The sequence below is a fragment of the Mycobacterium sp. genome (assembly GCF_035570115.1).
GTDB lineage: Bacteria > Actinomycetota > Actinomycetes > Mycobacteriales > Mycobacteriaceae > Mycobacterium.
Genome location: NZ_DATMLH010000193.1, coordinates 1 through 24,328, shown reverse-complemented (window position 1 = coordinate 24,328; position 24,328 = coordinate 1). Strand labels below are relative to the sequence as shown.

Below are 24,328 nucleotides of genomic sequence, written 5' to 3'. Positions count from 1 at the left end.
CATCAGCCGAATGCGACATGTGCACGCATTCGGTGACGATGCGCTCGGCCACCTCGACGCCGTCGGTCTGATCGACGCCATCAACTCCGGTCAGGTCGGCAGGGTCGAGGTGGTCGAGGCGGCCATCGCCCGCACCGAAGCGGTCAACCCCGCGCTGAATGGCTTGGCGTATCAGGCATTCGACCGAGCCCGGGCCCAAGCCGAAGCGCCTGCGAACGGCGGCTTTTTCAGCGGGGTGCCGACATTCGTCAAGGACAACGTCGACGTCGCAGGGCTGCCGACGATGCTGGGCACCGACGCGTGGCCGCCACGGCCGGCTGCGGTCGATAGCGATTTCGCGCGGATGTACCTGGCCACCGGGATGACATCGCTGGGCAAAACTCAGATGTCGGAGTACGGGTTCAGCGCCTCGGCCGAGCACCCCAGGCTCGGGCCGGTGCGCAATCCGTGGAACACCGATCACACCGCGGGTGCGTCGTCGTCTGGCTCCGCTGCGTTCGTGGCGGCCGGCGCGGTACCGATCGCGCATGCCAACGACGGCGGCGGCTCGATCCGAATTCCCGCGTCCTGCAACGGACTTGTCGGGTTGAAGCCTTCCCGTGGCCGGCTACCGCTGGACAAAGAGGTGAGCCGGATGCCGATTCGCGTCGTCACCAACGGCGTGCTCACCCGATCGGTGCGCGATACCGCGGCGTTTTACCGGGAGGCTGAGCGCATCTGGCCCGCGCCGAAGCTGCCGCCGATCGGGGACGTGAAGGACGCCGGCAAGCAGCGGATGCGGATCGCCGTCGTCACCCATTCGCTGCTGCGCGAATGCAGCCCCGAATTACGTGAGCTGACGCTGAAATCCGCCGGCGTGCTCGAAGATCTCGGCCACCGCGTCGACTATCTCGAAAAGCCGCCGGTCCCTTCCAGTTTCGCTGCTGACTTCGTGCTGTACTGGGGGTTGCTGGCCATGGGTCAGATTCAGCAGAACCGGCACGCCATCGACGCGTTCGACGTCACCCGATTGGATAACCTGTCACGAGGTTTGGACCGGCACGCGCGCCGCAACCTGCATCGCATCCCACTCGCGCTCGCGCGTTTGGCCGGTGCGAGACGGCACACGGCGCGGCTGACTCGCGGCTATGACCTGGTGCTGACGCCGACGTTGGCCGACGAGCCGCCGCCGATCGGTTACCTCGACCCCACCGCCGACTACCAGCAGATCATCGGCCGGCTGGAAGACTGGGTGGCGTTCACGCCGCTGCAGAACGTGACCGGGGAGCCTGCGATCTCGTTGCCGCTGGCTGAATCCGCCAACGGGCTGCCGGTGGGCATGATGATCTCCGCGGCCGTGGGCCAGGAAGTCCGGTTACTGGAATTGGCTTACGAACTGGAACAGGCCCGGCCGTGGGCCCGCATCCAGGACGGCCGCTGACGATGCAGGCGGCCCGCCGAGGAGCCGCACCATCGGGGTCAGTCTGATCCCAGCGCTGCCAGCATCCGTTTGAACTCCCGCTGATCGGCTGCGGACAGCTTGCCGAGGACGCGGGCGTCGGCCTCCCGCACGGCAGCCTCGGCACGCTTCAACAGCGTCCGGCCCGCTGTGGTCAGCGTGGCCGGCAGCGCACGACCGGACGGCACCGTCGCGGGCCTGGCCACTATGTGTGCGTTTTCTAACCGGTGCAACACCGTGTTCATCGCCTGCGGTGTGACATTGCCCTGCCGGGACAGTTCCGCGCTGGACATCCCGGGACTCATGGAAAGCATTCGCATGCATACGAATTCGGGCAGCGTCAGACTTAGCGGACTCAGCACCGCGGCCACCTCCGGTCGCAGCGCGGCGACCACCTGATGTAGCAGGTACCCAAGTGGCGCGTCTTGTGTCGTGCTCATATCAACAATCTTGACATATATCAGGTTACTTGATATATCTCGGGTATGACTGAAACGCAGAAGTTCGATTTCGATTTCGATCCGGCCTACCGCGGCGAGGCTCGTCAGTTCGGGGAAGGCCGACCGCCATGGAGTCTCGGTGAGCCGCAACCCGAGATCTCGGCGCTCATTGACCAGGGCAAAATCACGGGCGACGTGCTCGACGCCGGCTGCGGTGAGGCGGCGCTGTCAATGCACCTGGCGGCGTTGGGGCACAACACCGTCGGGCTGGATGCCTCGCCCACCGCGATCGAGTTGGCAAGGGTCGAGGCGGCTAATCATGGGTTGACCAACGCCTCGTTCGAGGTGGCCGACATCACTGACTTCAATAGCTGGCCGACCGGTTCCGAAGGCCGATTCGACACGATCGTGGACAGCACGCTGTTTCACTCGATGCCCGTCGAGCTGCGTGACGGGTACCAGCGGTCGATCGTTCGCGCTGCCGCGCCCGGCGCGTCCTACTTCGTGCTGGTCTTCGATCGGGCGGGCATGCCCGAGGGCCCGCCCAACGCGGTCAGTGAGGATGAGTTGCGCGATGTCGTGTCGCAGTACTGGGTCATCGACGAGATTCGACCGGCCAGAATTCATGCCAACGTGCCCGACGACAAAGTCGCCGGGTTTCCGGCCGTGGACCTGCGCGACGAGGGCAATGGACGTAAGTCCGTACCGGCCTGGCTGCTGTCCGCGCACCTGGCCTGAGCGGCGCGCGGGCGGTTCGGGCTCAGCTGCTGCCTGAGATAGTCCTTTGCCTCACGGTGCGAGCTGGACATGGCCCCGCCCTGGAGACGGGGAAGGGGGTGTCGCCTGTGGCGGTGCGGGAGGAGGCGTCGCCTGTGGTGGTGGAGGAGGAGGAGTCTCCTGCGGTGGTGGAGGCGCCTGCGGTGGGGGTGCGGGCGCCTCTGGTTCGGGCGCGGGTGCCTGTGGTTCTGGTGCGGGTGCCTCCGGTTCGGGTGCGGGTGCCTCCTGTGGCGGTGGGGGTGCCTCCGGAGGTGGTGGGGGTTTCTGCCGTTGTCGTGGTGGTGGCGGCGGCTGTTCTGCTGGAGGTGACGGGGCTTCCACAGGCGGCGCGACCGGCTTCACCGTAGGTGGCGGGATCTGTGGCGGCGGCGTGGGCGTAACTTCTCCCAGGGGGGCTGGCCTGACCATTGCGATCGGCTCGCTCACCGCGCGATGAGCCGACTCCGATCGGAGCCACGTCGTCACAGGCAACTGTGCGGCAGCCAGCACGCTCGAGGCGATGCTCAGAAAGGCGGCGATCACCGCACACTCAGCATGTATTCGCCGCGCACGCGCAGCCATCAACTTCGACGGCGCTACGCCGTTGTGCTTCGATGCGGTCATACGCCTACATGCCGTCGCGCCGCGCCCCTAATCTGCGGGTTTGCGCGAAAGCCCAGTGGTGATTCACGGCTACAACCAGTTACGATATCCATCATTGCAGGCGCCAGACGCCTCCGCTGTTACCGCTCGGTGTCGATTCAACGAGATGTCGAGCAGCTGACATAGAAGAAATGGAAATCCTGCCGTGCGCACCGGCATCACCCGCCTCGCAGACGCTCTGGTTAGCGCTTCGGTAGTGCTGACCGCCGCGGTTGTTTGCGGTGGCGCAGCGGGTGCCGACCCGGCTCAGGATCAGCAGTTTCTGGCGTTGCTCGAACAAGAACAGATTCCCGCCATCGATAACGTGCCTGGGATCGTCTACCGTGCCCGTCAAATCTGTAGCCAACTCGATGGCGGCGGTTCGATCCAGAACGTAGTCGACGATGAGATGAACAGTGCGTATGGGGACAATCCGGCTTTACACCTTTATCCCGCTCGGGTGAGAAGGACCGCGGTCAGATTCGTCATCGCATCAGTGGACGTCTACTGCCCAAGCCATCAAGGCGAGCTACCCGCAGCGCCCTGAGGTGTGATCGCGCCGCCGGCCGGATTTGCCGCGAGCGCAGAGCGGTTCCTCGTCGCCGCTGGCAATCTTCGGACCGGGCGCGACACTGGTAGTCGCCGACCGCAGCAAACAACTGACGTATGGCGGGGCATGCTGGCCGAGTGGTGACGGCGGTTCGAGAGTAGGTTCCGTCAGGCCGTACGAAGTAGGATCCACCTAAATGCTGAAATGATTTTCCAGCCGCGGTGGCAACCCTGATTACTATTAGGTAGCTTTGCGTCGGGGCTACCGGCAGGTTCGAGCTTGAGTTTTGGTCGGGTGGAACGATGAGTTGTCCGGCGCTGCGGCAGCCTTGGGATGAAGAGTGGATCCTGGCCGGCCAGGGCAGCGAGCTGCGCGTTATCGGCTCTACGGTCGCGGACGCCCGAGTGCTCACCTTGGACGGTCTGCTCGACGGCACAACGTACGTCCCGCTCCGCGACGCAATCGTCAAAACCGCGTTGGATGAACCTCTTGGGGTCATCGTCGACGTCAACGGCCTCACCGTCCGAGACGATCCGGCGTGGGCCGTGTTCACCAATGCCCGTTGGCAAATCGCCGAATGGCCGGATATCCCGATTGGCCTGGTATGCGCCCTTGATCATGTCCAGAATACTTTGCACCGAAACGGCATAACGCGGTATGTGCCCGTGTTCCCAACGCTTGAGTGCGCACTCACTGAGCTGCCCGCCGACGGACTGCGCCGGTATCGGCGCCGCGTCCGCGCCGAATTGCCGGCGACGAAGACCAGCATTCACCGATGCCGGCAGCTAGTTGCTCAGTGGTTGACGGCGTGGCAGAGAGTCGACTTCATTCATGCGGTTTCGATCGTCGCTACCGAACTGGTTGAAATCGCCGTTGCGGATACCAACAGCACGTTGTCGCTTCGAATGGAAACCGACGGCTCCACGGTGGCGGTGGCGATACAACACATCGAAATGACGCCTGAGACCCGTAAGTCCGCAGATGAGAACGTCTCGGGCCTTGACCTCGTCGCGGCCAACTCGCGGGTGTGGGGCACGTACACCAGCGCGGCCGGCGACACGGTATGGGCCGTGGTCGGCCCGGAAAACCGCTTCTGAGAATCTTTGTCGCGATTGCTGGGCCGCCAGGCCGGCGCTAGGACCATCTGGGTTCTGGGTCACCCACTCTTGGGGCGCGTTCGCCTGCCATTCGCAACTGTAGGCAGTGGTGTTTTGAGGCCGGCGGGGGTGGGTATTGGAGTGAGGTGCGGTAACCGCCCGTCGTTATTCGGCGAGCAGCGGTCGAAACCGCTTCGTACTCTGCCCAATTGGAGCCAATATGAGTTCGAACGACCATCGATCTGCGAATGTGCGGGCGCAGGCACGCCGTCAGGCGGATCGCGCGCGAGCCGTGATGGAGGACAAGCGTGCGAAGCAAGAGGGCGGCCTGAGCGGCTGGGTAGCTGAGCGTGCCGGCAAATGGGATCTCAGCGGCTTCGATGAGACCACCTTGCAGCGTCAGAAGTTCTTCTGGAACCTACTGGTGGACTATTGGTTTCGAATGGAGATCGACGGCTGGGAAAACGTTGGAGATCCGCCGGCCTTGCTGGTCGGCATCCACTCCGGAGCCCCTTTTGTCTGGGATGCGTGGACTGTCGGTCTGCAATGGTGGCGACGGTTCGGCCAGGAGCGTCCACTGCACGGCACGGCCCATGACGCATTGATGGCTATCCCGGGGTTCGGCCGGTACTTCCGGTCAATGGGCGTATTACCCGCGGCGCCGGACGCCATCGCGACCGCGCTGGCCGAAGGTCGCGACGTGGCGCTGTGGCCCGGCGGCGAGGTGGACTCGCTGCGGCCGTGGACTGAGCGCGACCAGGCGAACCTGGCCGGACGAAAAGGATTCGTGAAGATGGCGATTCGCGCCGGAGTGCCGATCGTGCCGATCGCTACCGTGGGAGGCGCCGACGCCATGCCGGTGCTGATTCGCGGTGACAGGCTTTCGCGGGCTTTGCGACTGGATCGGTTGCTGCGGCTCAAGGTGTTTCCGCTCGCGATCTCGCTGCCCTGGGGAATTGCCCCTGCCGCCCTGCCGCAGATGCCGCTGCCGGCGAAGATCAGGACTCGATTCATGCCCGCGGTCCAGCTCGATCACGACCCCGCTCGCGCTGACGACGACGAGTATGTCGGCCGCAAGTACCACGAAGTGGAGGACAGCATTCAGCGCGGGATGGACGCGCTGGCCCGCAAACGGGCATTGCCGGTATTCGGTTAGGCCCGCACAAACGACGGGCCCGGTCCGTCACGGACCGGGCCCAGACGTCTGATGGATGGTCTACTTCTGGTGAGCCTGCTGGCGCTTCTCCGCGGCCGCGGCACCGGCACGAGCCGCTTCTGCCTCTCCTTCTTTCTTGCCGGCGTCACGCTGCGCTTGCGCCTTGTCCTGTTGGGCCTCGCCCTCGTGCTCGAGATCTTTGTTACCAAGCACGCTGCCGACGGCCTCTTTGGCAAGGCCCTTGGCGCCCTCGACGACGCCCTTCACAGCTTCCTCAGGCCCACTGTTCTTCTTGTCTTCCGACATGGAGTCCCCTCCTCGTTTGCTCATACCGAGCTGACTTGCTCGACCACCGGCCGTTGGCTGGACCGGTTTTGGGCACGGCGAAAAGCGCTTGTGTTGTTGGCTTTTGCGCTATGCCATTTCGCAGCATTTTCGCGCCGCGTGGTCGGAATTCCCATGGGGCGCGGCGCTCAAACCCCTGCTGGCGTCAACCCGCATGCGACTCGCTGCGGTGAGGTTTTCGGCGCAGGTAGGACGGCTGAATGCGGTGGCTGTGACGCCGAACACGGCCTCGCAGGCGATGGATTCCGCCAGCTGACGGAATTGTCGTCGTGGGCGCGCAGTTACCGCCCAACGCCGTTGCGAGACAAACAATGCGCAATCCAGTCCACTCTCGGGACGCGCAGCCTGGCCATAAGGCAGGATGGAGCGTGCTGTCGTGGGGGATAGCTGGATGGCGCCCTCCCATGCGAGGAGTCTGATGACGGAGCAGGAGCCGACGAGCACCAACGGCGCCGACGCATTTCCACCGGACAACCGATATCCCGCCGGCAACCCCGCGACGCGGCCCAAGTACGCCCGAGTACTGCTCAAACTCGGTGGTGAGATGTTCGGCGGCGGACAGGTCGGACTGGATCCCGATGTGGTGTCGCTGGTCGCTCGCCAGATCGCTGAGGTGGTCCGCACCGGCGTGCAGGTCGCGGTCGTCATCGGCGGTGGCAACTTCTTCCGCGGCGCACAGCTTCAGCAGCGCGGGATGGAGCGCACCCGATCAGACTATATGGGGATGCTCGGCACTGTCATGAACAGCCTTGCGTTGCAAGACTTCCTAGAAAAAGAGGGCATCGTCACGCGGGTTCAGACCGCGATCACGATGGGCCAGGTCGCCGAGCCCTATATTCCGCTGAGGGCCCGGCGCCACTTGGAAAAGGGACGTGTGGTGATCTTCGGTGCCGGCATGGGGCTGCCGTACTTCTCGACCGACACCACGGCCGCACAGCGGGCATTGGAGATCGGCGCCGACGTGGTCCTGATGGCCAAGGCGGTCGACGGCGTGTTCACCGAGGACCCGCGAGTGAATCCGTCGGCCGAGATGCTGACCGCTATCACCCACCGGGAAGTCATCGATCGGGGGCTGCGGGTGGCCGATGCCACAGCATTCAGTTTGTGTATGGACAATGGCATGCCGATTCTGGTGTTCAACCTGCTTACCGATGGCAATATTGCTCGCGCGGTTGCGGGTGAGAAGATCGGAACGCTGGTCACTACCTAACGGCAGGAGCGGCGCGAAATGACAGCCCGCGACGATGCAGAGCGCAGCGATGAGAAGGAGCGGCGCCATGATTGACGAAACCCTCTTCGATGCCGAGGAGAAGATGGAGAAGGCCGTATCGGTGAGCCGTGACGACTTGTCGACCATCCGGACCGGCCGCGCCAACCCGGGCATGTTCTCCCGCATAGTTATCGACTACTACGGTTCGTCCACCCCGATCACCCAGCTGGCCAGCATCAATGTTCCCGAAGCGCGCCTCGTCGTCATCAAGCCGTACGAGGCGAGCCAGCTTGGGGCCATCGAGACGGCGATTCGCAACTCCGAACTAGGGGTGAATCCGACCAACGACGGCACCCTGATCCGGGTTGCGGTACCGCAGCTGACCGAGGAACGCCGCCGCGAACTCGTCAAGCAAGCCAAAAGCAAGGGAGAAGACGCCAGGGTCTCGGTGCGCAACATCCGCCGCAAGGCGATGGAGGAACTGCACCGCATCCGCAAGGACGGTGAGGCGGGCGAGGACGAGGTCGCGCGCGCGGAGAAGGACCTGGACAAGACCACGCACCAGTACGTGACCCAGATCGATGAGCTGGTTAAGCACAAAGAAGGCGAGCTGCTGGAGGTCTAGCGGCCGCTCAGCTAACGACGTCCGTGGCAGAAACTGGTACCGGCGCAGACACCCCGGCCGAGGGGTCGCTGCAGCAGCCCTCGAAAAGGGAGCCGAAGAAGAAGAAGCCGCGGGCCGGCCGAAACCTGCCGGCTGCGATCGCCGTCGGCGCGGCCCTCGCCGTCACCATCGTCGCGATCTTGATCTTCGATCGATACCTGTGGGTCGTGCTGGTCGCCGCCGCCATGGCCGTGGCCACCTACGAGGTGGTGCGGCGGTTGCGCGAGGCCGGTTACGTCATCCCCGTCATCCCGCTGCTGGCCGGTGGCCAACTGATAATTTGGCTGACCTGGCCGTATGGGCCGCGCGGTGCACTTGCCGGCTTCGGCGCCACGGCCGTGGTCTGCATGTTCTGGCGGTTGGCGCTCAAAGGCCCGCCCACATCGCACGGCGCTGACGGCGCTCACGGCGCCGATTCACCGTCGGCGAACTACCTGCGGGATGTCGCGGCCACGGTCTTCCTGGCCGCCTGGGTTCCGCTCTTCGCGTCGTTCAGTGTGCTGCTGGTCTATCCCAGCGACGGATCGGGGCGGGTATTCAGCCTGATGATCGGCGTGGTGTGTTCGGACGTCGGCGGCTATGCGGTGGGCGTGCTGCTCGGTAAGCATCCGATGGTGCCGTCGATCAGCCCGAACAAGTCATGGGAGGGTCTGGCCGGTTCGCTGTTCTTCGGCGTCACCGCGACCGCTCTGACGGCGGTCCTGCTGGCCCACAAGCCGATCTGGGTCGGAGTCCTGTTGGGCTTCACGCTGGTGGCCACTGCAACGCTCGGCGACTTGGTGGAGTCGCAGATCAAACGTGACTTGGGCATCAAGGACATGGGGCGGATTCTGCCCGGCCACGGCGGCTTGATGGACCGGCTGGACGGCGCGTTGCCGTCGGCGGTGGCGACCTGGATCGTCTTGACCCTGGTGCCCTGATCGCCGCCGCGACTCCGCGAAGGACGGATACTGGTCGTGGGATGAAGCAACAGCTGGTATTCGAGGCGCCGCGCCGAGGCCTGCCGCCGCGGCATCTGGCCGACCTCGACGAGGCCGGGCTCCTCGACGCCGTCGCGGCACTGGGCCTGCCGCCGTTTCGCGCCAAGCAACTCGCCCAGCAGTACTACGGTCGGCTGATCGCCGACCCGCAGCAGATGACCGACCTGCCGGCTGCTGCCCGCGGTCAGGTGGCCGAGGCCCTGTTCCCGAGCCTGCTGACTGCCGCCCAGGAAATCGCGTGTGACGCCGGCCAGACCCGCAAGACGTTGTGGCGGGCGGCCGACGGCACCACCTTCGAGTCGGTGCTGATGCGCTACCCGCAGCGCAATACGGTGTGCATCTCGTCGCAGGCGGGCTGTGGCATGGCTTGCCCGTTCTGCGCCACCGGACAGAGTGGCCTGACACGAAACCTGTCGACCGCCGAGATCGTCGAACAAGTACGCTCCGCGGCCGTGGCGCTGTGTGACGACTGGGGAGACCGGTTGTCCAACGTGGTGTTCATGGGGATGGGGGAGCCGCTGGCCAACTACACCAGGGTGCTGGCGGCGGTGCGTCGCATCACTTCACCGTCCGGTTTCGGAATCTCGGCGCGATCGGTGACGGTGTCGACGGTCGGGCTGGCCCCGGCAATCCGCAAACTCGCCGATGAGCGGCTCGGCGTGACGCTCGCGCTGTCGCTGCATGCCCCTGACGACGAGCTGCGTGACACGCTGGTGCCGGTCAACAACCGGTGGAAGGTCGGCGAAGCTCTCGACGCCGCCCGCTACTACGCCGACGTGACCGGTCGGCGAGTTTCGGTGGAGTATGCCCTGATTCGCGACGTCAACGATCAACCGTGGCGCGCAGACCTGCTGGGCAAGCGGCTGCATCGTGCACTGGGTCCGCTGGTGCATGTGAACGTCATTCCGCTGAACCCCACGCCCGGCAGCGACTGGGACGCCAGCCCGAAGCCCGCGCAGCGCGAGTTCGTCCGGCGGATCCGCGCCAGCGGCGTGCCCTGCACGGTTCGAGACACCCGCGGTCGCGAGATCGCCGCCGCGTGTGGCCAGCTTGCCGCCGACGGCGCAGGGCGCCGCCCGTGAACCGGACCGGCTGTGATCGCGTCATCTGATGTGAAGTCTGAACAGGAAGAGGTCCGCAGGTGAAAAATCGGCTCATGAGTTCGATCGCGAGGCTGGCAGTCCTTGCAGTCTCGGCCGCCATGACTTTCGGGCTGCTCGCGGCGCCACGGGCGCTGGCAGCCGACGATCGTCTGCAGTTCACCGGGACCACACTGTCCGGTGCGCCGTTCAATGGCGCGAGTCTGCAGGGCAAGCCGGCCGTGCTGTGGTTCTGGACGCCCTGGTGTCCGTTCTGCAACGCCGAAGGTCCCAGTGTGAGCCGAGTGGCCGCCGCCAACCCATCGGTCACCTTCGTCGGGATCGCCGCCCACTCGGATGTCGGCGAGATGCAGGGCTTCGTGTCGAAGTACAACCTGAATTTCACCAATCTCAACGACGCCGACGGGTCGATCTGGGCCCGCTACAACGTGCCGTGGCAGCCGGCCTACGTGTTCTATCGGGCCGACGGCACGTCGACGTTCGTGAACAACCCCACCTCGGCGATGTCTCAGCAGGAGCTCTCCGGCCGGGTTGCCGCGCTGAAGTCCTAGCCCTCGTGGACCAGGGCCTGGTCAGCTTGGCGTTCACCGCCGGATTGGTGGCGGCGCTTAATCCCTGCGGTTTTGCCATGCTGCCCGCCTACCTCGTTCTGGTGGTACGCGGGGAGAGGGCCGACACGTCGACGGGATTGGCTGCGGTCGGTCGGGCGCTGGCGGCAACCGCCGGCATGGGGCTGGGGTTTTTGACGGTATTCGGGTTGTTCGGAGCGCTCACCATATCGGCGGGTTCCATCGTGCAGCGGTATGTGCCGTACGTGACCGTGGTGATCGGCATTGTGCTTGTCGCCCTGGGGATTTGGTTGCTGACGGGCCGAGAGCTGACGTTGTTGACGCTGAGGCATCCCGGTGGACGATGGGCTCCGACGGCCCGGCTCGGTTCCATGTACGGCTACGGCGTGAGCTACGCGATCGCCTCGTTGTCGTGCACCATCGGCCCCTTTTTGGCGGTCACCGCCGCCGGCCTGCGCCGCGGCTCGGTGATCGGCGACGCGTCGATCTATCTCGCCTACATCGCGGGTCTCACCCTGGTCGTTGGCGTGCTGGCGGTCGCCGCCGCGGCAGCCAGCACGGCGGTGGTGAATCGCCTGCGGCGAATCCTGCCCTACGTCAACCGGATCAGCGGAACGCTGCTGGTGCTCGTCGGGCTGTATGTGGGCTATTACGGCCTCTACGAGATCCGCATCCGCACCGGCCAGGGAAACCCCTCCGATGCGTTGATCGCCGTAGCCGGTCACGTCCAAGGAGCGGTGGCCGGGTGGGTGTACCGGCACGGTGGGTGGCCGTGGGCACTGGCGTTTTGCTTGCTGATGATCGGCGCATTGGCCGCCGCTGGTTATCGCCGGGCGCGCCGCGGCAGTCGCGCACCACACTGATGCTTGCGGTGACATCAAAATGATGTCACCAAGGCGGCCACCGCTTCCGGATCGATCACCGTAGCGGCGGTCACCGGAAACGGGTCGGCCGGCATCCGGCATCCGGCACCGCGGCGATCGGTGAACTCGACGGAGATCTGGTGTTCAAGGCGGCCAGCGGCGACCTCAGCGTCGGGGTGGCCCAAGGTACCGCCGCCCGGTTGGACTTGATCACCGGCTCAGGCGCGGTCAGCAACCTGCTGGAGTCCGCCGACGGACCGGCCGATGACGATGACACACTGCTGATTCACGTACGCACCGGCTCCCGAGACATCGACATCCACTGGGCGGTCGCGACGCACAGCACCGCCGGCTGATCGGCCCTACCTGAGCCAGCCGCGTCGCCGGCCCCACCAGTCGCGCACGACGAAGAAGAGGGCCAGCGCGGCGAAGCCGATCACGTACAGGTTTTCGATGTGGCCGACATGGTTGCCGTCCAGGAACGCCAGCAAAAGGACGAAGATCAACAGGCCCACGACGTGCCAGTTGCGGTGGTTGATTTTGCTCCAGCCCCAGTGCGCGGACGGCACATCGGCGACGTCGACCCCGTTGCTGTAGCGCTCTACCTCGGTTCCGGCCACGGCGACTCCTCAGACGTTTGGGATGCCCCGACATTCTGGCACACACCGGTTGCGGCAGCACCGCGGGCGCTTCGGCGACACGGCACAATGAGGGGGTGACCAACCATGTCGATGGCGGCGCCGAAACTGCGGCTGGCCGCACAGTCGGCGTCGAACGCGCGGCCGGCCGCACGCTCGACGGTCGCCGCCTCAAGACGTTGGTGTTGGGCAGTACCGGCTCCATCGGCACCCAGGCGCTCGAGGTCATCGCCGCGAACCCGGATCGCTTCGAGCTGGTCGGGCTGGCCGCCGGCGGCGCACACCCGGACCTGCTGGCTCGGCAGCGCGCCGAGACCGGCGTGACCAATGTCGCCGTCGTCGACCAGCGCACCGCGCAGAGCCTCGGCGACGTCACCTACGACGGGCCCGACGCGGTCACCCGGCTGATCGAGAACACCGAGGCCGACGTCGTGCTCAATGCGCTGGTCGGCGCCCTGGGCCTGCAGCCGACTCTGACCGCGCTGGCCTCGGGCGCCCGGCTGGCCCTGGCCAACAAGGAATCCCTGATCGCCGGTGGACCGCTGGTGCTGCAGGCGGCGCGACCCGGCCAGATCGTGCCGGTGGACTCCGAGCACTCCGCGCTGGCGCAATGCCTGCGCGGCGGCTCCGCCGAGGAGGTCGCCAAGCTGGTGCTCACCGCCTCCGGCGGGCCGTTCCGCGGCTGGTCGGCCGCCGATCTCGAGCACGTCACGCCCGAGCAGGCCGGCGCCCATCCGACCTGGTCGATGGGGCCGATGAACACCTTGAACTCGGCGTCGCTGGTCAACAAGGGTCTCGAGCTCATCGAAGCCCATCTGCTCTTCGGCATTCCGTACCGGCGCATCGACGTCGTTGTACACCCGCAGTCGATCGTGCATTCCATGGTCACGTTCACCGACGGCTCGACGATCGCGCAGGCCAGTCCGCCGGACATGAAACTGCCGATCGCGCTGGCGCTGGGCTGGCCGGCCAGGGTGCCCGGCGTAGCCGCGGCCTGCGACTTCACCACGGCGTCGAGCTGGGAGTTCGAGCCCCTGGACAGCCAGGTCTTCCCGGCCGTCGAGCTGGCCCGACAAGCCGGCGAGACGGGCGGTTGCATGACCGCCGTCTACAACGCGGCCAACGAAGAAGCAGCAGAGGCCTTCCTGGCCGGGCGGATCGGCTTCCCGGCCATCGTGGGCACAATTGCCGACGTCCTGAGCGCCGCCGACCAGTGCAGCGCCGAACCCGCTACCGTAGAGGATGTACTCGACGCGCAGCGCTGGGCCCGCGAGAAGGCCAAGCGCGTGATTGAGCGAGTCGCACAGGAGGTCCTACCAACCCGATGATGTTCGTTATCGGCATAGTGCTGTTCGCGCTCGCCATCCTGATTTCCGTGGCGTTGCACGAGTGCGGTCACATGTGGGTCGCCTTGGCAACCGGCATGAAGGTGCGCCGTTATTTCGTGGGCTTCGGGCCGACGCTGTGGTCGACGCGGCGCGGCGAAACGGAGTACGGCATCAAGGCCGTTCCGGCCGGCGGCTTCTGCGACATCGCCGGCATGACGTCGGTCGAGGAGCTCGCGCCTGACGAGCGCGACCGCGCTATGTACAAGCAGAAGACCTGGAAACGCGCCGCCGTGTTGTTCGCCGGGCCGGGCATGAACTTCGTCATCGGCTTGGTGCTGGTTTACGCCATCGCGGTGATCTGGGGTCTGCCCAACCTGCATCCCTCCGCGGTTATCGGCCAAACCGCCTGTCCGGCAAGCGAAATTAAACAAGGCCAGTTTGGGAAGTGCACCGGGGACGGGCCGGCGGCCGCCGCGGGGATCCGCGCCGGCGACGTGGTGGTCAAGGTCGGCGACACCCCGGTCAACGACTTCACCGACATGGCCGCCGCGGTGCAGAAACTGCACGGCACGGTTCCGATCGTGATCAAGCGGGACGGCCAAACGATGACCAAATACGTCGACATCGCGCAGCGGCAACGCTGGGTCACCGACGGTAAAGGCGGCCCGAAGCTGGCCACGATCGGGGTGATAGGCGTGATGGGCACCGCAACCGGGCCCACGCATTACAACGTGGTCACCGCGGTGCCGGCCACGTTCGCCTTCACCGGCAACCTGTCGGTCCTGCTGGGCAAGTCGCTGGTTGCCATCCCGACCAAAGTCGGCGCGCTGATCCACGCGATCGGCGGTGGGGAGCGTTCCCTCGATACACCGATCAGCGTTGTCGGCGCGAGCATCATCGGCGGCGACACCGTCGATCACGGCGTCTGGATGGCGTTCTGGTTGTTCCTGGCCCAGCTGAACTTCATCCTGGGCGTCATCAACCTGGTGCCGTTGCTGCCGTTCGACGGCGGCCACATCGCGATCGCCGTGTTTGAGAAGGTGCGCAACATGATCCGGTCGGCCCGGGGCAAGGTCGCGGCCGCGCCGGTCAACTACCTCAAACTGATGCCCGCAACCTACGTAGTCTTGGTGCTGGTGGTCGGTTACATGTTTTTGACCGTGACCGCTGACGTGGTCAACCCGATCCGACTGTTCCAGTAGGCCTAACAGAAAGCTCGCAGAAAAGGCTCGCAGAAAAAAGAAAGGAAGCGAAGGCAAACCGTGACCACAGGTCTGGGTATGCCGGCGGCCCCGGCGCCCACGCTGGCGCCACGACGCAAGACGCGACAGCTGATGGTCCGCGATGTCGGGGTGGGTAGCGACTATCCGATTTCGGTGCAGTCCATGTGCACCACCAAGACCCACGACATCAACTCGACCTTGCAGCAGATCGCCGAGCTGACCGCCACCGGCTGCGACATCGTCCGGGTGGCCTGCCCGCGTCAGGAAGACGCCGACGCATTACCGGCGATCGCCAAGAAGAGCCAGATCCCGGTCATCGCCGACATCCACTTCCAACCGAAATACATCTTCGCCGCGATCGACGCCGGCTGCGCGGCGGTGCGGGTAAACCCCGGCAACATCAAGGAATTCGACGGCCGCGTCGGCGAGGTCGCCAAGGCCGCAGCCGCGGCCGGCATCCCGATCCGCATCGGCGTGAACGCCGGATCGCTGGACAAGCGGTTCATGGAGAAGTACGGCAAGGCCACGCCCGAGGCGCTGGTCGAGTCGGCGCTGTGGGAGGCCTCGCTGTTCGAGGAGCACGGCTTCGGCAACATCAAGATCAGCGTCAAGCACAACGACCCGGTCGTGATGGTCGCCGCCTACGAGCAGCTGGCCGCGCAGTGCGACTACCCGTTGCACCTCGGCGTGACCGAAGCCGGTCCGGCTTTCCAGGGCACCGTGAAGTCCGCGGTTGCCTTCGGTGCGCTGTTGTCGCGGGGCATCGGCGACACGATTCGGGTGTCGCTGTCGGCGCCGCCGGTCGAAGAGGTCAAGGTCGGCACCCAGATCCTCGAGTCGCTGAACCTGCGACCACGCGGGCTCGAAATCGTGTCCTGCCCGTCGTGTGGCCGCGCCCAGGTCGACGTCTACACCTTGGCCAACGAGGTCACCGCCGGACTCGACGGCCTCGACGTCCCGCTGCGGGTGGCCGTGATGGGCTGCGTCGTCAATGGTCCGGGGGAGGCCAGGGAGGCCGACCTCGGCGTCGCGTCGGGCAACGGCAAGGGCCAGATCTTCGTCCGCGGTGAAGTAATCAAGACCGTGCCCGAGGCGCAGATCGTCGAGACCCTGATCGAGGAGGCCATGCGGCTTGCCGCGGAGAAGGGCACGCAGGGCACAGAAGCGAGCGGTTCGCCTGTTGTCACCGTAAGCTGAGACCTGGCCCACTCGGGCTACAACAGTCGGTTAGTCGGTCCCAGAAAGAGTCAGTATGTCGGCTCCGCCCATCCGCCGAGTGGTGAACGAGCGACGGGTGTCGGTAGTGCGCGACGGCGCCGCGGTGCGCCGTGTCTTCGACGACGATCCGATCGGGTCGTGCATGGTCGCCGCTCGGGTGGCTGATCACGGCATCGATCCCAACGCGATCGGTGGCGAGCTGTGGACGCGCCGCGACCCCCAGGAGTCGCTGTGCTACGCCGGTGCGAACCTGATTCCGCTGCGCGGCCGACTGAGTGACCTATATGCCTTTGCCGACGCGGCGTTGACCGTATCGCGGCGGTGCTCGTCATTGGTCGGCCGCGCCGAGTTCGTGATGCCGATGTGGCACCGACTGGAGCCGGCTTGGGGCCCGGCCCGCGATGTGCGCGAGCACCAGCCGCTGATGTCGCTGAACTCGATGCCGGTCTGCGAAATCGATCCCGAGGTGCGCCAGGTCCGGCCCGACGAGATTGATGTCTACCTGGTGGCCGCGGTCGACATGTTCATCGGCGAGGTCGGCGTCGACCCGCGGATCGGTGACGGCGGACGCGGCTACCGACGTCGGGTGGCCAGCCTGATCGCGGCGGGTCGAGCGTGGGCCCGCTTCGAGGACGGCGAGGTGGTCTTCAAGGCCGAAGTCGGTTCCCAGTCACCGGCCGTCAGCCAGATCCAGGGGGTCTGGGTGCATCCCGAGCGGCGCGGCCAAGGTCTGGGCACGGCCGGCACTGCGACGTTGGCAGCGGTCATCGTGGGCACCGGGCGCATCGCCAGCCTGTACGTGAACGACTTCAACACGGTCGCCCGGGCCACCTACGACCGAATCGGCTTCGCCGAAGTCGGTACCTTCGCGACGGTCCTGCTGGACTAGAACGCGGCCGGCCGGCCGGTTTTTCCGCGACACTCAAACCCCTGCGACGACACGTCATCGCGCAGTAACGGTTCGGTATCGGAGTGTCGCCACTCGTCGCGGACGCTGAGAATTAACATCAGCCACAATGATAACTAGAGCCACACTGGCATCACAGGTCGCAGTTCTGCTGCTTCTCGGAGCGGGCACCGTGTCGGCCTGCACGCCACGTCCAGAGGGGCCCGCGCCGGCAGCCGATCGGTTCTTCGCTGCGTTGTCCACCGGCGACACGGCGGCCGCCGCCGAGCTCAGCGATGCTCCCAGCGATGCACGCGAAGCGCTCAACGCGGCGTGGGCCGGCCTGCAAGCCGGCCATTTGGACACCCAGGTCCTCGGCTCGAAATACACCGAGGACATCGGCACGGTGAACTATCGCTACACCTGGCATCTGCCCAAGAACCGGACATGGACCTACGACGGCCAGCTGAAAATGGCCCGCTACGAAGGACATTGGCAGGTCCGCTGGAGCACCACCGATCTGCATCCACGCCTCGGCGAGCATCAGACGTTCGCGCTGCGGGCCGACCCGCCGCGACGCGCCGCGGTGAACGAAGTCGGCGGCACCGACGTATTGGCCCCCGGCTACCTCTACCACTACACGCTGGACGCCTCGCGGGCCGGCGGCTACCTGATCACGACGGCCCGTGCGGTCGTCGATGCGCTGCGGCCGTTCGACGACACGCTCAACGACCCGCAGCGACTGGCCGAGCAGTCCAGCTCGTTGGGCAAGCCGATGGATCTGATTACGTTGCGCACCGACGACAACAACAATGTCGCCCCCGCCATCGGCAACCTGCCGGGCGTGGTGATCACTCCGCAGGCCGAGCTGCTGCCGACCGACTACCACTTCGCCCCCGCCCTGATGAGCCAGGTGAAGAAGGCCGTGATCGATGAACTCGACGGCCAGGCGGGCTGGCGGGTGGTCAGCGTCAACCAGAACGGCGTCGACGTCGCGGTGCTGCACGAGGTGGAGCCGTCACCGGCCCCGTCGGTGTCGATCAGCCTGGACCGGGCCGTGCAGAACGCCGCTCAGCGCGCGGTGGACAACCAGAGTCGCCAGGCCATGATCGTGGCGATCAAACCCTCGACCGGGGAGATTCTCGCCGTCGCGCAGAACGCGGCCGCGGACGCGCTCGGCCCCGTGGCCACCACCGGCCTCTACCCGCCCGGGTCGACGTTCAAGATGGTCACCGCGGGCGCGGCCCTCGAGCGCGACTTGGCAAGCCCCAACACGCTTTTGGGTTGTCCCGGAAAGATCGACATCGGCCATCGCACCATCCCCAACTATGGCGGGTTCGATTTGGGCGTGGTGCCGATGTCGCGGGCGTTCGCCAGTTCCTGCAACACCACCTTCGCCGAATTGGCCAGCCGGATGCCGCCGCGCGGTTTGACGCAGGAGGCAAGCCAGTACGGCATCGGACTGGACTACCAGGTGGACGGCATCAACACGGTCACCGGCTCGGTGCCGCCGACGGTCGATTTAGCCGAGCGCACCGAGGACGGCTTCGGTCAGGGCAAGGCGCTGGCCTCGCCGTTCGGCATGGCGATGGTCGCGGCCACGGTGGCCGCCGGCAGGACCCCGGTGCCGAAGCTGATCGAGGGACGGACGACGGCGATCACCGGCGACACCACGCCGATCAGCGAGAAGGTGATCGACGGCTTGCGCCCGATGATGCGCCTGGTGGTGACCAACGGCACGGGCAAGGACATCGCCGGCGCCGGCGCGGTGTTCGGGAAGACCGGTGAAGCCGAGTTTCCCGGCGGATCGCATTCCTGGTTCGCCGGGTACCGCGGTGATTTGGCCTTCGCTTCGCTGATCGTCGGGGGCGGCAGTTCGGAATACGCGGTGCGGATGACCAAGTTCATGTTCGACTGCCTGCCGGCCGACTACTTGGCCTGAGGCGTTCAGAAAGTCGCTCTGCGACAAGGACTTAGAGGACTTAGACAGCCAATCGCCTGGAATCATTGCGACTCATGTGCGAGCCTCCAATCTGGTTTCTATCGATGTGGATTGTGGGGTTGCCGTCCCACAGCCGTTGGCTCGTACATGAGTCCTTTGCCCCCATTGGTTGAGCCTTCGAGGGGGCAACATATATCACGATGCGGCATTGGTTAAGCATTCCTCTAATAAAAACCTCGGCCGAAGTTTGTGTCGCTCCTAAGTCTGCTCTTAGGCGCCGTTCGACGCTTCAAGATCGGTCCGGCGAGTACGCCAATGGCACGTCATCGGTTGCCGCCCGACATCGCCCGGCGGCCACGTTGGGGGCATCGTAGCAGGTGGACGCCGTCAAGCCAGTGCCACGTAAGCCGATCGGGCAGCGCCTGGCCGACGCCGCCACCGCCGTCCACTATCTGGATCTCATGGTCAGAAAACCGGATTTTAACTCCGGCTGTTCGAACAGTTTGTAGGAGAAATTGCCTGCCGCCTGAGTGCGCCAATAACGCTGTTTTGCGATCAAAACAAGATCCTTTATCGAGTGTTTCGCTAAAAGGGACTTTCTCCATTTCACGCGTTAATGCATCCCAGTTCAAATTCATTAGCGTTTTCGTACATAAAGTATGAAAAGGCTCCCGTAGCTACCCCATGCGTTCAGGTCGTCGAACCGGAGCCCGCGCATCCGGTGGCGGTAGATTGGAAGCGCCATGACGCGCCCTGACGAACTGACCGAGCTGCGGGTATCCGATGCGGACCGCAACGGCACGCTGCGCCGACTACACAATGCGGTCGCGCTCGGGCTGATCGACATCGGCGAGTTCGAGGAACGTTCCTCGCACGTGTCCTACGCCCGCACCCGCAACGAACTGGACCGCCTCGTCGGTGACCTGCCCGGGCCGGGAGCGATCGTCACGTCTGCGGCCGACCGAGTGGAGTTGCGCGGGTGGGTCGGGTCGCTCAAGCGGCACGGCGAGTGGACCGTACCGAGCCGCCTGGCGCTGGTGCGCCGGATGGGGTCGGTGGAGCTGGACCTGGTCAAAGCGCGATTCGCCGGGCCGGTGGTGGTGATCGAGCTCGACATGAGGTTCGGGTCGGTGGAAATTCGGTTGCCCGACGGCGCCAGCGCATCGATCGACGACGTCCAGGTCTACGGGGGCAGCGCCAGCGACCGCCGGAAGACCGCGTCGGCCGAAGGCACACCGCATGTGGTGTTGACCGGTCGGGTGGTGTGCGGCTCGGTAAAGATCAAAGGACCACGCCGGTCGTTGCTGCGCCGGCGCGGCCGTGGCTGACGCCGGATATCCTGGCGGGATGCCTGTTCGTCCCGTTCGTTCTGAGCTGATTGCCGGCGCAGTCTCGCCGACACTGCCGGTGCCCAAGTCGATCCCGCGCCCGGAGTATGTCGGCAAGCCGACCGCGCGGGAGGGCACCGAGCCGTGGGTGCAAACGCCCGAAGTAATCGAGAAGATGCGGGTGGCGGGGCGGATTGCGGCCCGCGCGCTCGCCGAGGCGGGCAAGGCGGTCGCGCCGGGCGTGACGACCGACGCGTTGGACCGCATCGCGCACGACTACATGGTCGACCACGGCGCCTATCCATCGACGCTGGGTTATAAGGGTTTCCCGAAGTCCTGCTGCACATCGCTGAACGAGATCATCTGCCACGGCATCCCCGACTCGACGGCGATCGAAGACGGTGACATCGTCAACGTCGACGTGACCGCCTACATCGACGGTGTGCACGGTGACACCAACGCCACGTTCCTGGCCGGCGACGTCTCCGAGGAGCACCGGCTGCTTGTCGAGCGCACCCACGAGGCGACGATGCGGGCGATCAAAGCCGTCAAACCGGGCCGTGCGCTGTCGGCGGTCGGCCGCGTCATCGAATCCTACGCAAACCGATTCGGCTACAACGTCGTTCGGGACTTCACCGGTCACGGTATCGGTACCACCTTCCACAACGGCCTGGTAGTGCTGCACTACGACCAGCCTTCGGTGACGACGATTCTCGAGCCGGGAATGACGTTTACCATCGAGCCGATGATCAACCTCGGGGCGCTGGACTACGAGATATGGGACGACGGCTGGACGGTGGTCACCAAAGACCGCAAGTGGACCGCGCAATTCGAGCACACGTTGCTGGTCACCGAGTCCGGCGTGGACATCCTCACCCTGCCGTGACGGTCTTCGCCACACGACCGTGAGCGGTGCGTTGCTGGTCGCCGGCACCAGCTCCGACGCCGGGAAGTCGGTGGTAGTCGCCGGACTCTGCCGGTTACTGGCGCGCAAGGGCATCCGGGTCGCGCCGTTCAAGGCGCAGAACATGTCGAACAATTCCGCGGTCACCGTCGAGGGCGGAGAGATCGGCCGGGCACAGGCGATGCAGGCCCGCGCGGCTGGCCTGGCCCCCAGCGTGCGGTTCAACCCGATTCTGCTCAAACCCGGCAGTGATATGACCTCACAGCTGGTGATCCGGGGACGGGCCACCGACTCGGTCAGCGCGGCCGAGTACTGGTCGCATCGCAACCGGCTATCCGACGTCGTGCTCGATGAATTATCGCAACTGAGAGCCGAATTCGACGCCGTGATCTGCGAAGGCGCCGGATCACCGGCCGAAATCAACTTGCGGGCAACGGACTTGGTCAATATGGGCCTGGCCCGTCCCGCGAACCTGCCGGTGATTTTGGTCGGCGACATCGACCGCGGCGGGCTGCTGGCGCATCTGTTCGGGACGGTGGCGGTGCTCGAACCCGGCGACCAGGCGCTGGTTGCCGGGTTCATCGTGAATAAATTCCGCGGCGACCCCGCGCTGCTGGAGCCCGGGTTGCAGCAGCTCGCCGAGCTCACCGGTCGTCCGACCTACGGGGTGCTGCCGTACTGCGACGACCTCTGGCTTGACGCCGAGGATTCCGTCTCGGTGCTGGCGCACCGCGTCATCGGCAGACCGCAGCCGCCGCACGGCTCCGAATGGCTGCGGGTGTCGGTGCCGCGGCTGCCGCGGATCTCCAACTCCACCGATATCGAAGCCTTGGCCTGCGAACCCGGCGTGCTGGTGCGTTGGGTCAGCCAACCCGCCGACCTGGTCGATGCCGACGTCGTCGTGCTGCCGGGCACCAAGTCCACCGTCGCCGACCTGGGCTGGCTGCGTGACCGGGGGCTGGACCGGGCCATCGCCGCACATGCCGCCTCGGGCCGGCCGGTGTTGGGTATCTGCGGCGGCTTCCAGATGCTCTGCCGCCGCATCGACGACCCCGTCGAAAGCCGATCGGGTCGGGTCGAGGCCATGGGCATGCTGGACGCCGACATCACGTTCACCGCCGACAAGGTGCTGCGCCGCTGGCAGGGATCGCTGAGTGGCTACGAGATCCACCACGGCCGGGTGGCCCGCTGCGCAGAGGCCGCGTGGTTCGAGGTGGAGGGATACCCCCAGGGGTATCGGCGCGGCCAGGTGTTCGGGACGCACTGGCACGGCCTGTTCGACAACGACGACTTTCGCCGTCTTTGGTTGACCGACGCCGCCGCGGCGGCCGGCCGGGACGGTTTTGTCATAGCTAATGACATTGATGTATCGGCGCGGCGCGATGGCCAACTGGACACTATGGCCGACCTGTTGGACGCCCACCTCGACGTCGATGCCGTCACCGCGCTGCTGGACAACGACCCGCCGCCGCGTCCGACCATTGTCGCCGCCCTGCGCTGACAACGACCGTCGATTCAAAAGCGCGATCAACCAAGGGTTTTCGCGAGGACCGTTCCTTATTGTTGCTCTCGTCGTCCCAAGACGACGCGTCAGTTCCATGTTGCGAGAACGTTTCCAACTTGAACTGTGTTAACGAACTGCGCGAAAACGGCCCGCGCGCGGGCCAATTGGCTGTAATTTGCTGTGGTGCCTTCGACGATGATGACAACCGTCGACGGGTTTCCCATCCAGGTCAGCGACACCGGTCCGGACAAGGGCTCCGTCGTGGTGTTGCTTGGTGCCGCTCAGCGGGCGCCGGCCGCCTACGACGCGGTGTGTGACCGCCTGCATACCGCGTCGCTGCGGACGATCGTTATCGGCCCGGACCCACGCCTGACGCCCAAGTCGGTGGTGGGCATTCTCGACGTGCTCGACATCAATTGGGGCGTGCTGGTCGGCGATCGGGTCGGCGGTGAGCTGGCCTGGGAACTGGCGGCGACCAGGCTGGACCGCTTCACCGGTCTGGTGGCCATCGACCGCGGGCATCCGCGGGTCGCCGATCAAGCCGGGGTGATCCGCGACGACCACTGTCCGCCGGTGGAGATCAACACAACCGCGCTGGTCAGTACCCCGGCTGCGCAGGCGGTTGCGCGCGCCAGCCAGCGGTTCGTGTACGGCGATTACCGGGTGGTGGAACTGCTGGCACGGCGCAACGCTCACGAGTCGACCGCCCAACTGGCCGCCGAGATCGTCCTGCGCACCAGCACCTGGTGACCGATACCGATCGCGTGAGTGGCGAGGCGCCGTTGTCGCGCGACAAACTCGAGCAGCTGATCGCCGCCGGTGATGTCGACACGGTCATCGTCGCGTTCAGCGACCTGTTGGGCCGGCTGATGGGCAAGCGGGTGTCGGCGCAATTCTTCATCGACGAGGTGGCCGAGTCCGGCGCCGAAGCCTGCAACTACCTGTTCGCGGTCGACGTCGAGATGAACACCGTCGACGGATACAAGATGTCGGGATGGGACAGCGGTTACGGCGACATGGTCATGCGGCCGGACCTGTCGACGCTGCGGCGGGCGCCGTGGCTGGCAGGCACGGCGCTGGTGCTCGCCGACTTGGTGTGGCACGACGGCAGCCCCATCGAACCCTCGCCGCGCCATGTTTTGCGCCGCCAGTTGGACCGCTTGAGCCAGCGCGGTCTGCGGGCCTACGTCGCCACTGAACTGGAATTCATGGTCTTCGACGACACCTACCGCCAGGCCTGGGCAAGCGGATATCGCGAGCTGACCCCGGCCAGCGACTACAACCTGGACTACGCGGTGATGGCCTCGAGCCGTCTCGAGCCGCTGCTGCGCGACATCCGCCGGCACATGCAAGGCGCGGGCCTGCGCTGGGAGGCCGTCAAGGGGGAGTGCAACAAGGGACAGCAGGAGCTCGGGTTCCGCTACGACGAGGCGCTGGTCAGCTGTGACAACCACGGCGTCTACAAGAACGGCGCGAAGGAAATCGCCGACCAGCACGGCAAATCGCTGACGTTCATGGCGAAATACGATGAGCACGAAGGCAACAGC

At 65.7% G+C, this 24,328-nt stretch carries 26 protein-coding genes and 1 pseudogene; 23 read left to right on the top strand and 4 right to left on the bottom strand.

What is annotated here, in order from left to right:
- Positions 1-10 precede the first annotated feature (10 nt).
- Entirely contained in the window at positions 11-1,420 is a 1,410-nt protein-coding gene (locus VNW74_RS17330) for an amidase (RefSeq protein ID WP_325678958.1), read from the top strand.
- Between the two features lie 38 nt (positions 1,421-1,458).
- Here VNW74_RS17330 and VNW74_RS17325 read toward each other — a convergent pair whose 3' ends face one another.
- Positions 1,459-1,878, bottom strand: a complete 420-nt coding sequence (locus VNW74_RS17325; protein ID WP_325678957.1) for a MarR family winged helix-turn-helix transcriptional regulator — start codon at positions 1,876-1,878, stop codon at positions 1,459-1,461.
- 45 nt (positions 1,879-1,923) lie between these two features.
- Between VNW74_RS17325 and VNW74_RS17320 the strand changes: the two genes are divergently transcribed.
- The 5 genes from VNW74_RS17320 to VNW74_RS17300 all read left to right on the top strand — a co-directional run bounded on the left by VNW74_RS17320 (position 1,924) and on the right by VNW74_RS17300 (position 6,079).
- The gene (locus tag VNW74_RS17320) at positions 1,924-2,616 is read left to right on the top strand and encodes a class I SAM-dependent methyltransferase (RefSeq protein ID WP_325678955.1); all 693 of its coding nucleotides are present in this window, start codon (positions 1,924-1,926) and stop codon (positions 2,614-2,616) included.
- A gap of 134 nt (positions 2,617-2,750) precedes the next feature.
- Positions 2,751-3,002, top strand: coding sequence for a hypothetical protein (locus VNW74_RS17315; protein WP_325678953.1), 252 nt, complete (start codon positions 2,751-2,753; stop codon positions 3,000-3,002).
- Between the two features lie 440 nt (positions 3,003-3,442).
- Positions 3,443-3,823 (top strand): DUF732 domain-containing protein, encoded by a 381-nt coding sequence (locus VNW74_RS17310; RefSeq protein WP_325678951.1) that lies wholly within the window; start codon positions 3,443-3,445, stop codon positions 3,821-3,823.
- Positions 3,824-4,128: 305 nt separating this feature from the next.
- Positions 4,129-4,923, top strand: coding sequence for an STAS domain-containing protein (locus tag VNW74_RS17305; protein ID WP_325678949.1), 795 nt, complete (start codon positions 4,129-4,131; stop codon positions 4,921-4,923).
- A gap of 220 nt (positions 4,924-5,143) precedes the next feature.
- A complete protein-coding gene (locus VNW74_RS17300) occupies positions 5,144-6,079 on the top strand; it encodes a lysophospholipid acyltransferase family protein (RefSeq protein ID WP_325678947.1) in 936 nt (311 codons plus the stop codon).
- 60 nt (positions 6,080-6,139) lie between these two features.
- Here the strand turns inward: VNW74_RS17300 and VNW74_RS17295 are convergent, their stop codons facing one another.
- The gene (locus VNW74_RS17295; protein ID WP_325678945.1) at positions 6,140-6,385 is read right to left on the bottom strand and encodes a CsbD family protein; all 246 of its coding nucleotides are present in this window, start codon (positions 6,383-6,385) and stop codon (positions 6,140-6,142) included.
- Positions 6,386-6,842: 457 nt separating this feature from the next.
- Here VNW74_RS17295 and pyrH point away from each other — a divergent pair, with 457 nt between their 5' ends.
- From pyrH to VNW74_RS17260, 7 genes are all read left to right on the top strand, one after another.
- The gene (pyrH, locus tag VNW74_RS17290; RefSeq protein WP_325678943.1) at positions 6,843-7,634 is read left to right on the top strand and encodes a UMP kinase; all 792 of its coding nucleotides are present in this window, start codon (positions 6,843-6,845) and stop codon (positions 7,632-7,634) included.
- Positions 7,635-7,701: 67 nt separating this feature from the next.
- A complete protein-coding gene (frr, locus tag VNW74_RS17285; protein WP_325678941.1) occupies positions 7,702-8,259 on the top strand; it encodes a ribosome recycling factor in 558 nt (185 codons plus the stop codon).
- Positions 8,260-8,282: 23 nt separating this feature from the next.
- Positions 8,283-9,218, top strand: a complete 936-nt coding sequence (locus VNW74_RS17280; RefSeq protein WP_414686709.1) for a phosphatidate cytidylyltransferase — start codon at positions 8,283-8,285, stop codon at positions 9,216-9,218.
- Between the two features lie 41 nt (positions 9,219-9,259).
- Positions 9,260-10,360 carry a 23S rRNA (adenine(2503)-C(2))-methyltransferase RlmN gene (gene rlmN, locus VNW74_RS17275; protein ID WP_325678939.1) on the top strand — a complete coding sequence of 367 codons (1,101 nt, stop codon included), beginning with the start codon at positions 9,260-9,262 and terminating at the stop codon, positions 10,358-10,360.
- A 59-nt stretch (positions 10,361-10,419) separates the two neighbouring features.
- The gene (locus tag VNW74_RS17270) at positions 10,420-10,929 is read left to right on the top strand and encodes a protein disulfide oxidoreductase (protein ID WP_414686708.1); all 510 of its coding nucleotides are present in this window, start codon (positions 10,420-10,422) and stop codon (positions 10,927-10,929) included.
- Between the two features lie 5 nt (positions 10,930-10,934).
- A complete protein-coding gene (locus VNW74_RS17265) occupies positions 10,935-11,810 on the top strand; it encodes a cytochrome c biogenesis CcdA family protein (RefSeq protein ID WP_325678935.1) in 876 nt (291 codons plus the stop codon).
- Positions 11,811-11,950: 140 nt separating this feature from the next.
- Positions 11,951-12,166 carry a hypothetical protein gene (locus tag VNW74_RS17260; protein ID WP_325678932.1) on the top strand — a complete coding sequence of 72 codons (216 nt, stop codon included), beginning with the start codon at positions 11,951-11,953 and terminating at the stop codon, positions 12,164-12,166.
- A 6-nt stretch (positions 12,167-12,172) separates the two neighbouring features.
- Here the strand turns inward: VNW74_RS17260 and VNW74_RS17255 are convergent, their stop codons facing one another.
- On the bottom strand, positions 12,173-12,430 hold the full coding sequence (locus tag VNW74_RS17255; protein WP_325678930.1) for a DUF2631 domain-containing protein: 258 nt from the start codon (positions 12,428-12,430) through the stop codon (positions 12,173-12,175).
- Between the two features lie 197 nt (positions 12,431-12,627).
- Between VNW74_RS17255 and dxr the strand changes: the two genes are divergently transcribed.
- The 5 genes from dxr to VNW74_RS17230 all read left to right on the top strand — a co-directional run bounded on the left by dxr (position 12,628) and on the right by VNW74_RS17230 (position 19,045).
- Positions 12,628-13,776 (top strand): 1-deoxy-D-xylulose-5-phosphate reductoisomerase, encoded by a 1,149-nt coding sequence (gene dxr, locus VNW74_RS17250; RefSeq protein WP_325678985.1) that lies wholly within the window; start codon positions 12,628-12,630, stop codon positions 13,774-13,776.
- Positions 13,773-14,978 carry a M50 family metallopeptidase gene (locus tag VNW74_RS17245; RefSeq protein WP_325678928.1) on the top strand — a complete coding sequence of 402 codons (1,206 nt, stop codon included), beginning with the start codon at positions 13,773-13,775 and terminating at the stop codon, positions 14,976-14,978. Before dxr ends, VNW74_RS17245 begins: the two co-directional genes overlap by 4 nt.
- Positions 14,979-15,038: 60 nt before the next feature.
- On the top strand, positions 15,039-16,196 hold the full coding sequence (gene ispG, locus VNW74_RS17240) for a flavodoxin-dependent (E)-4-hydroxy-3-methylbut-2-enyl-diphosphate synthase (RefSeq protein ID WP_325678926.1): 1,158 nt from the start codon (positions 15,039-15,041) through the stop codon (positions 16,194-16,196).
- Positions 16,197-16,251: 55 nt separating this feature from the next.
- Positions 16,252-17,106: a GNAT family N-acetyltransferase gene (locus VNW74_RS17235; RefSeq protein ID WP_325678924.1), complete on the top strand. Its 855-nt coding sequence runs from the start codon at positions 16,252-16,254 to the stop codon at positions 17,104-17,106.
- 127 nt (positions 17,107-17,233) lie between these two features.
- Positions 17,234-19,045: a penicillin-binding transpeptidase domain-containing protein gene (locus tag VNW74_RS17230; protein ID WP_325678922.1), complete on the top strand. Its 1,812-nt coding sequence runs from the start codon at positions 17,234-17,236 to the stop codon at positions 19,043-19,045.
- A 323-nt stretch (positions 19,046-19,368) separates the two neighbouring features.
- Here the strand turns inward: VNW74_RS17230 and VNW74_RS17225 are convergent, their stop codons facing one another.
- On the bottom strand, positions 19,369-19,683 hold the full coding sequence (locus tag VNW74_RS17225) for a hypothetical protein (protein WP_325678920.1): 315 nt from the start codon (positions 19,681-19,683) through the stop codon (positions 19,369-19,371).
- A gap of 105 nt (positions 19,684-19,788) precedes the next feature.
- Between VNW74_RS17225 and VNW74_RS17220 the strand changes: the two genes are divergently transcribed.
- The 5 genes and pseudogenes from VNW74_RS17220 to VNW74_RS17200 all read left to right on the top strand — a co-directional run.
- Entirely contained in the window at positions 19,789-20,373 is a 585-nt protein-coding gene (locus VNW74_RS17220; RefSeq protein WP_325678918.1) for a DUF1707 domain-containing protein, read from the top strand.
- A 19-nt stretch (positions 20,374-20,392) separates the two neighbouring features.
- On the top strand, positions 20,393-21,259 hold the full coding sequence (gene map / locus VNW74_RS17215; RefSeq protein WP_325678916.1) for a type I methionyl aminopeptidase: 867 nt from the start codon (positions 20,393-20,395) through the stop codon (positions 21,257-21,259).
- 19 nt (positions 21,260-21,278) lie between these two features.
- On the top strand, positions 21,279-22,778 hold the full coding sequence (locus VNW74_RS17210; RefSeq protein WP_325678914.1) for a cobyric acid synthase: 1,500 nt from the start codon (positions 21,279-21,281) through the stop codon (positions 22,776-22,778).
- 201 nt (positions 22,779-22,979) lie between these two features.
- Entirely contained in the window at positions 22,980-23,531 is a 552-nt protein-coding gene (locus VNW74_RS17205) for an alpha/beta hydrolase (RefSeq protein ID WP_325678983.1), read from the top strand.
- 14 nt (positions 23,532-23,545) lie between these two features.
- Positions 23,546-24,328 (top strand): annotated as a pseudogene (locus tag VNW74_RS17200) (glutamine synthetase); the annotation flags it as partial.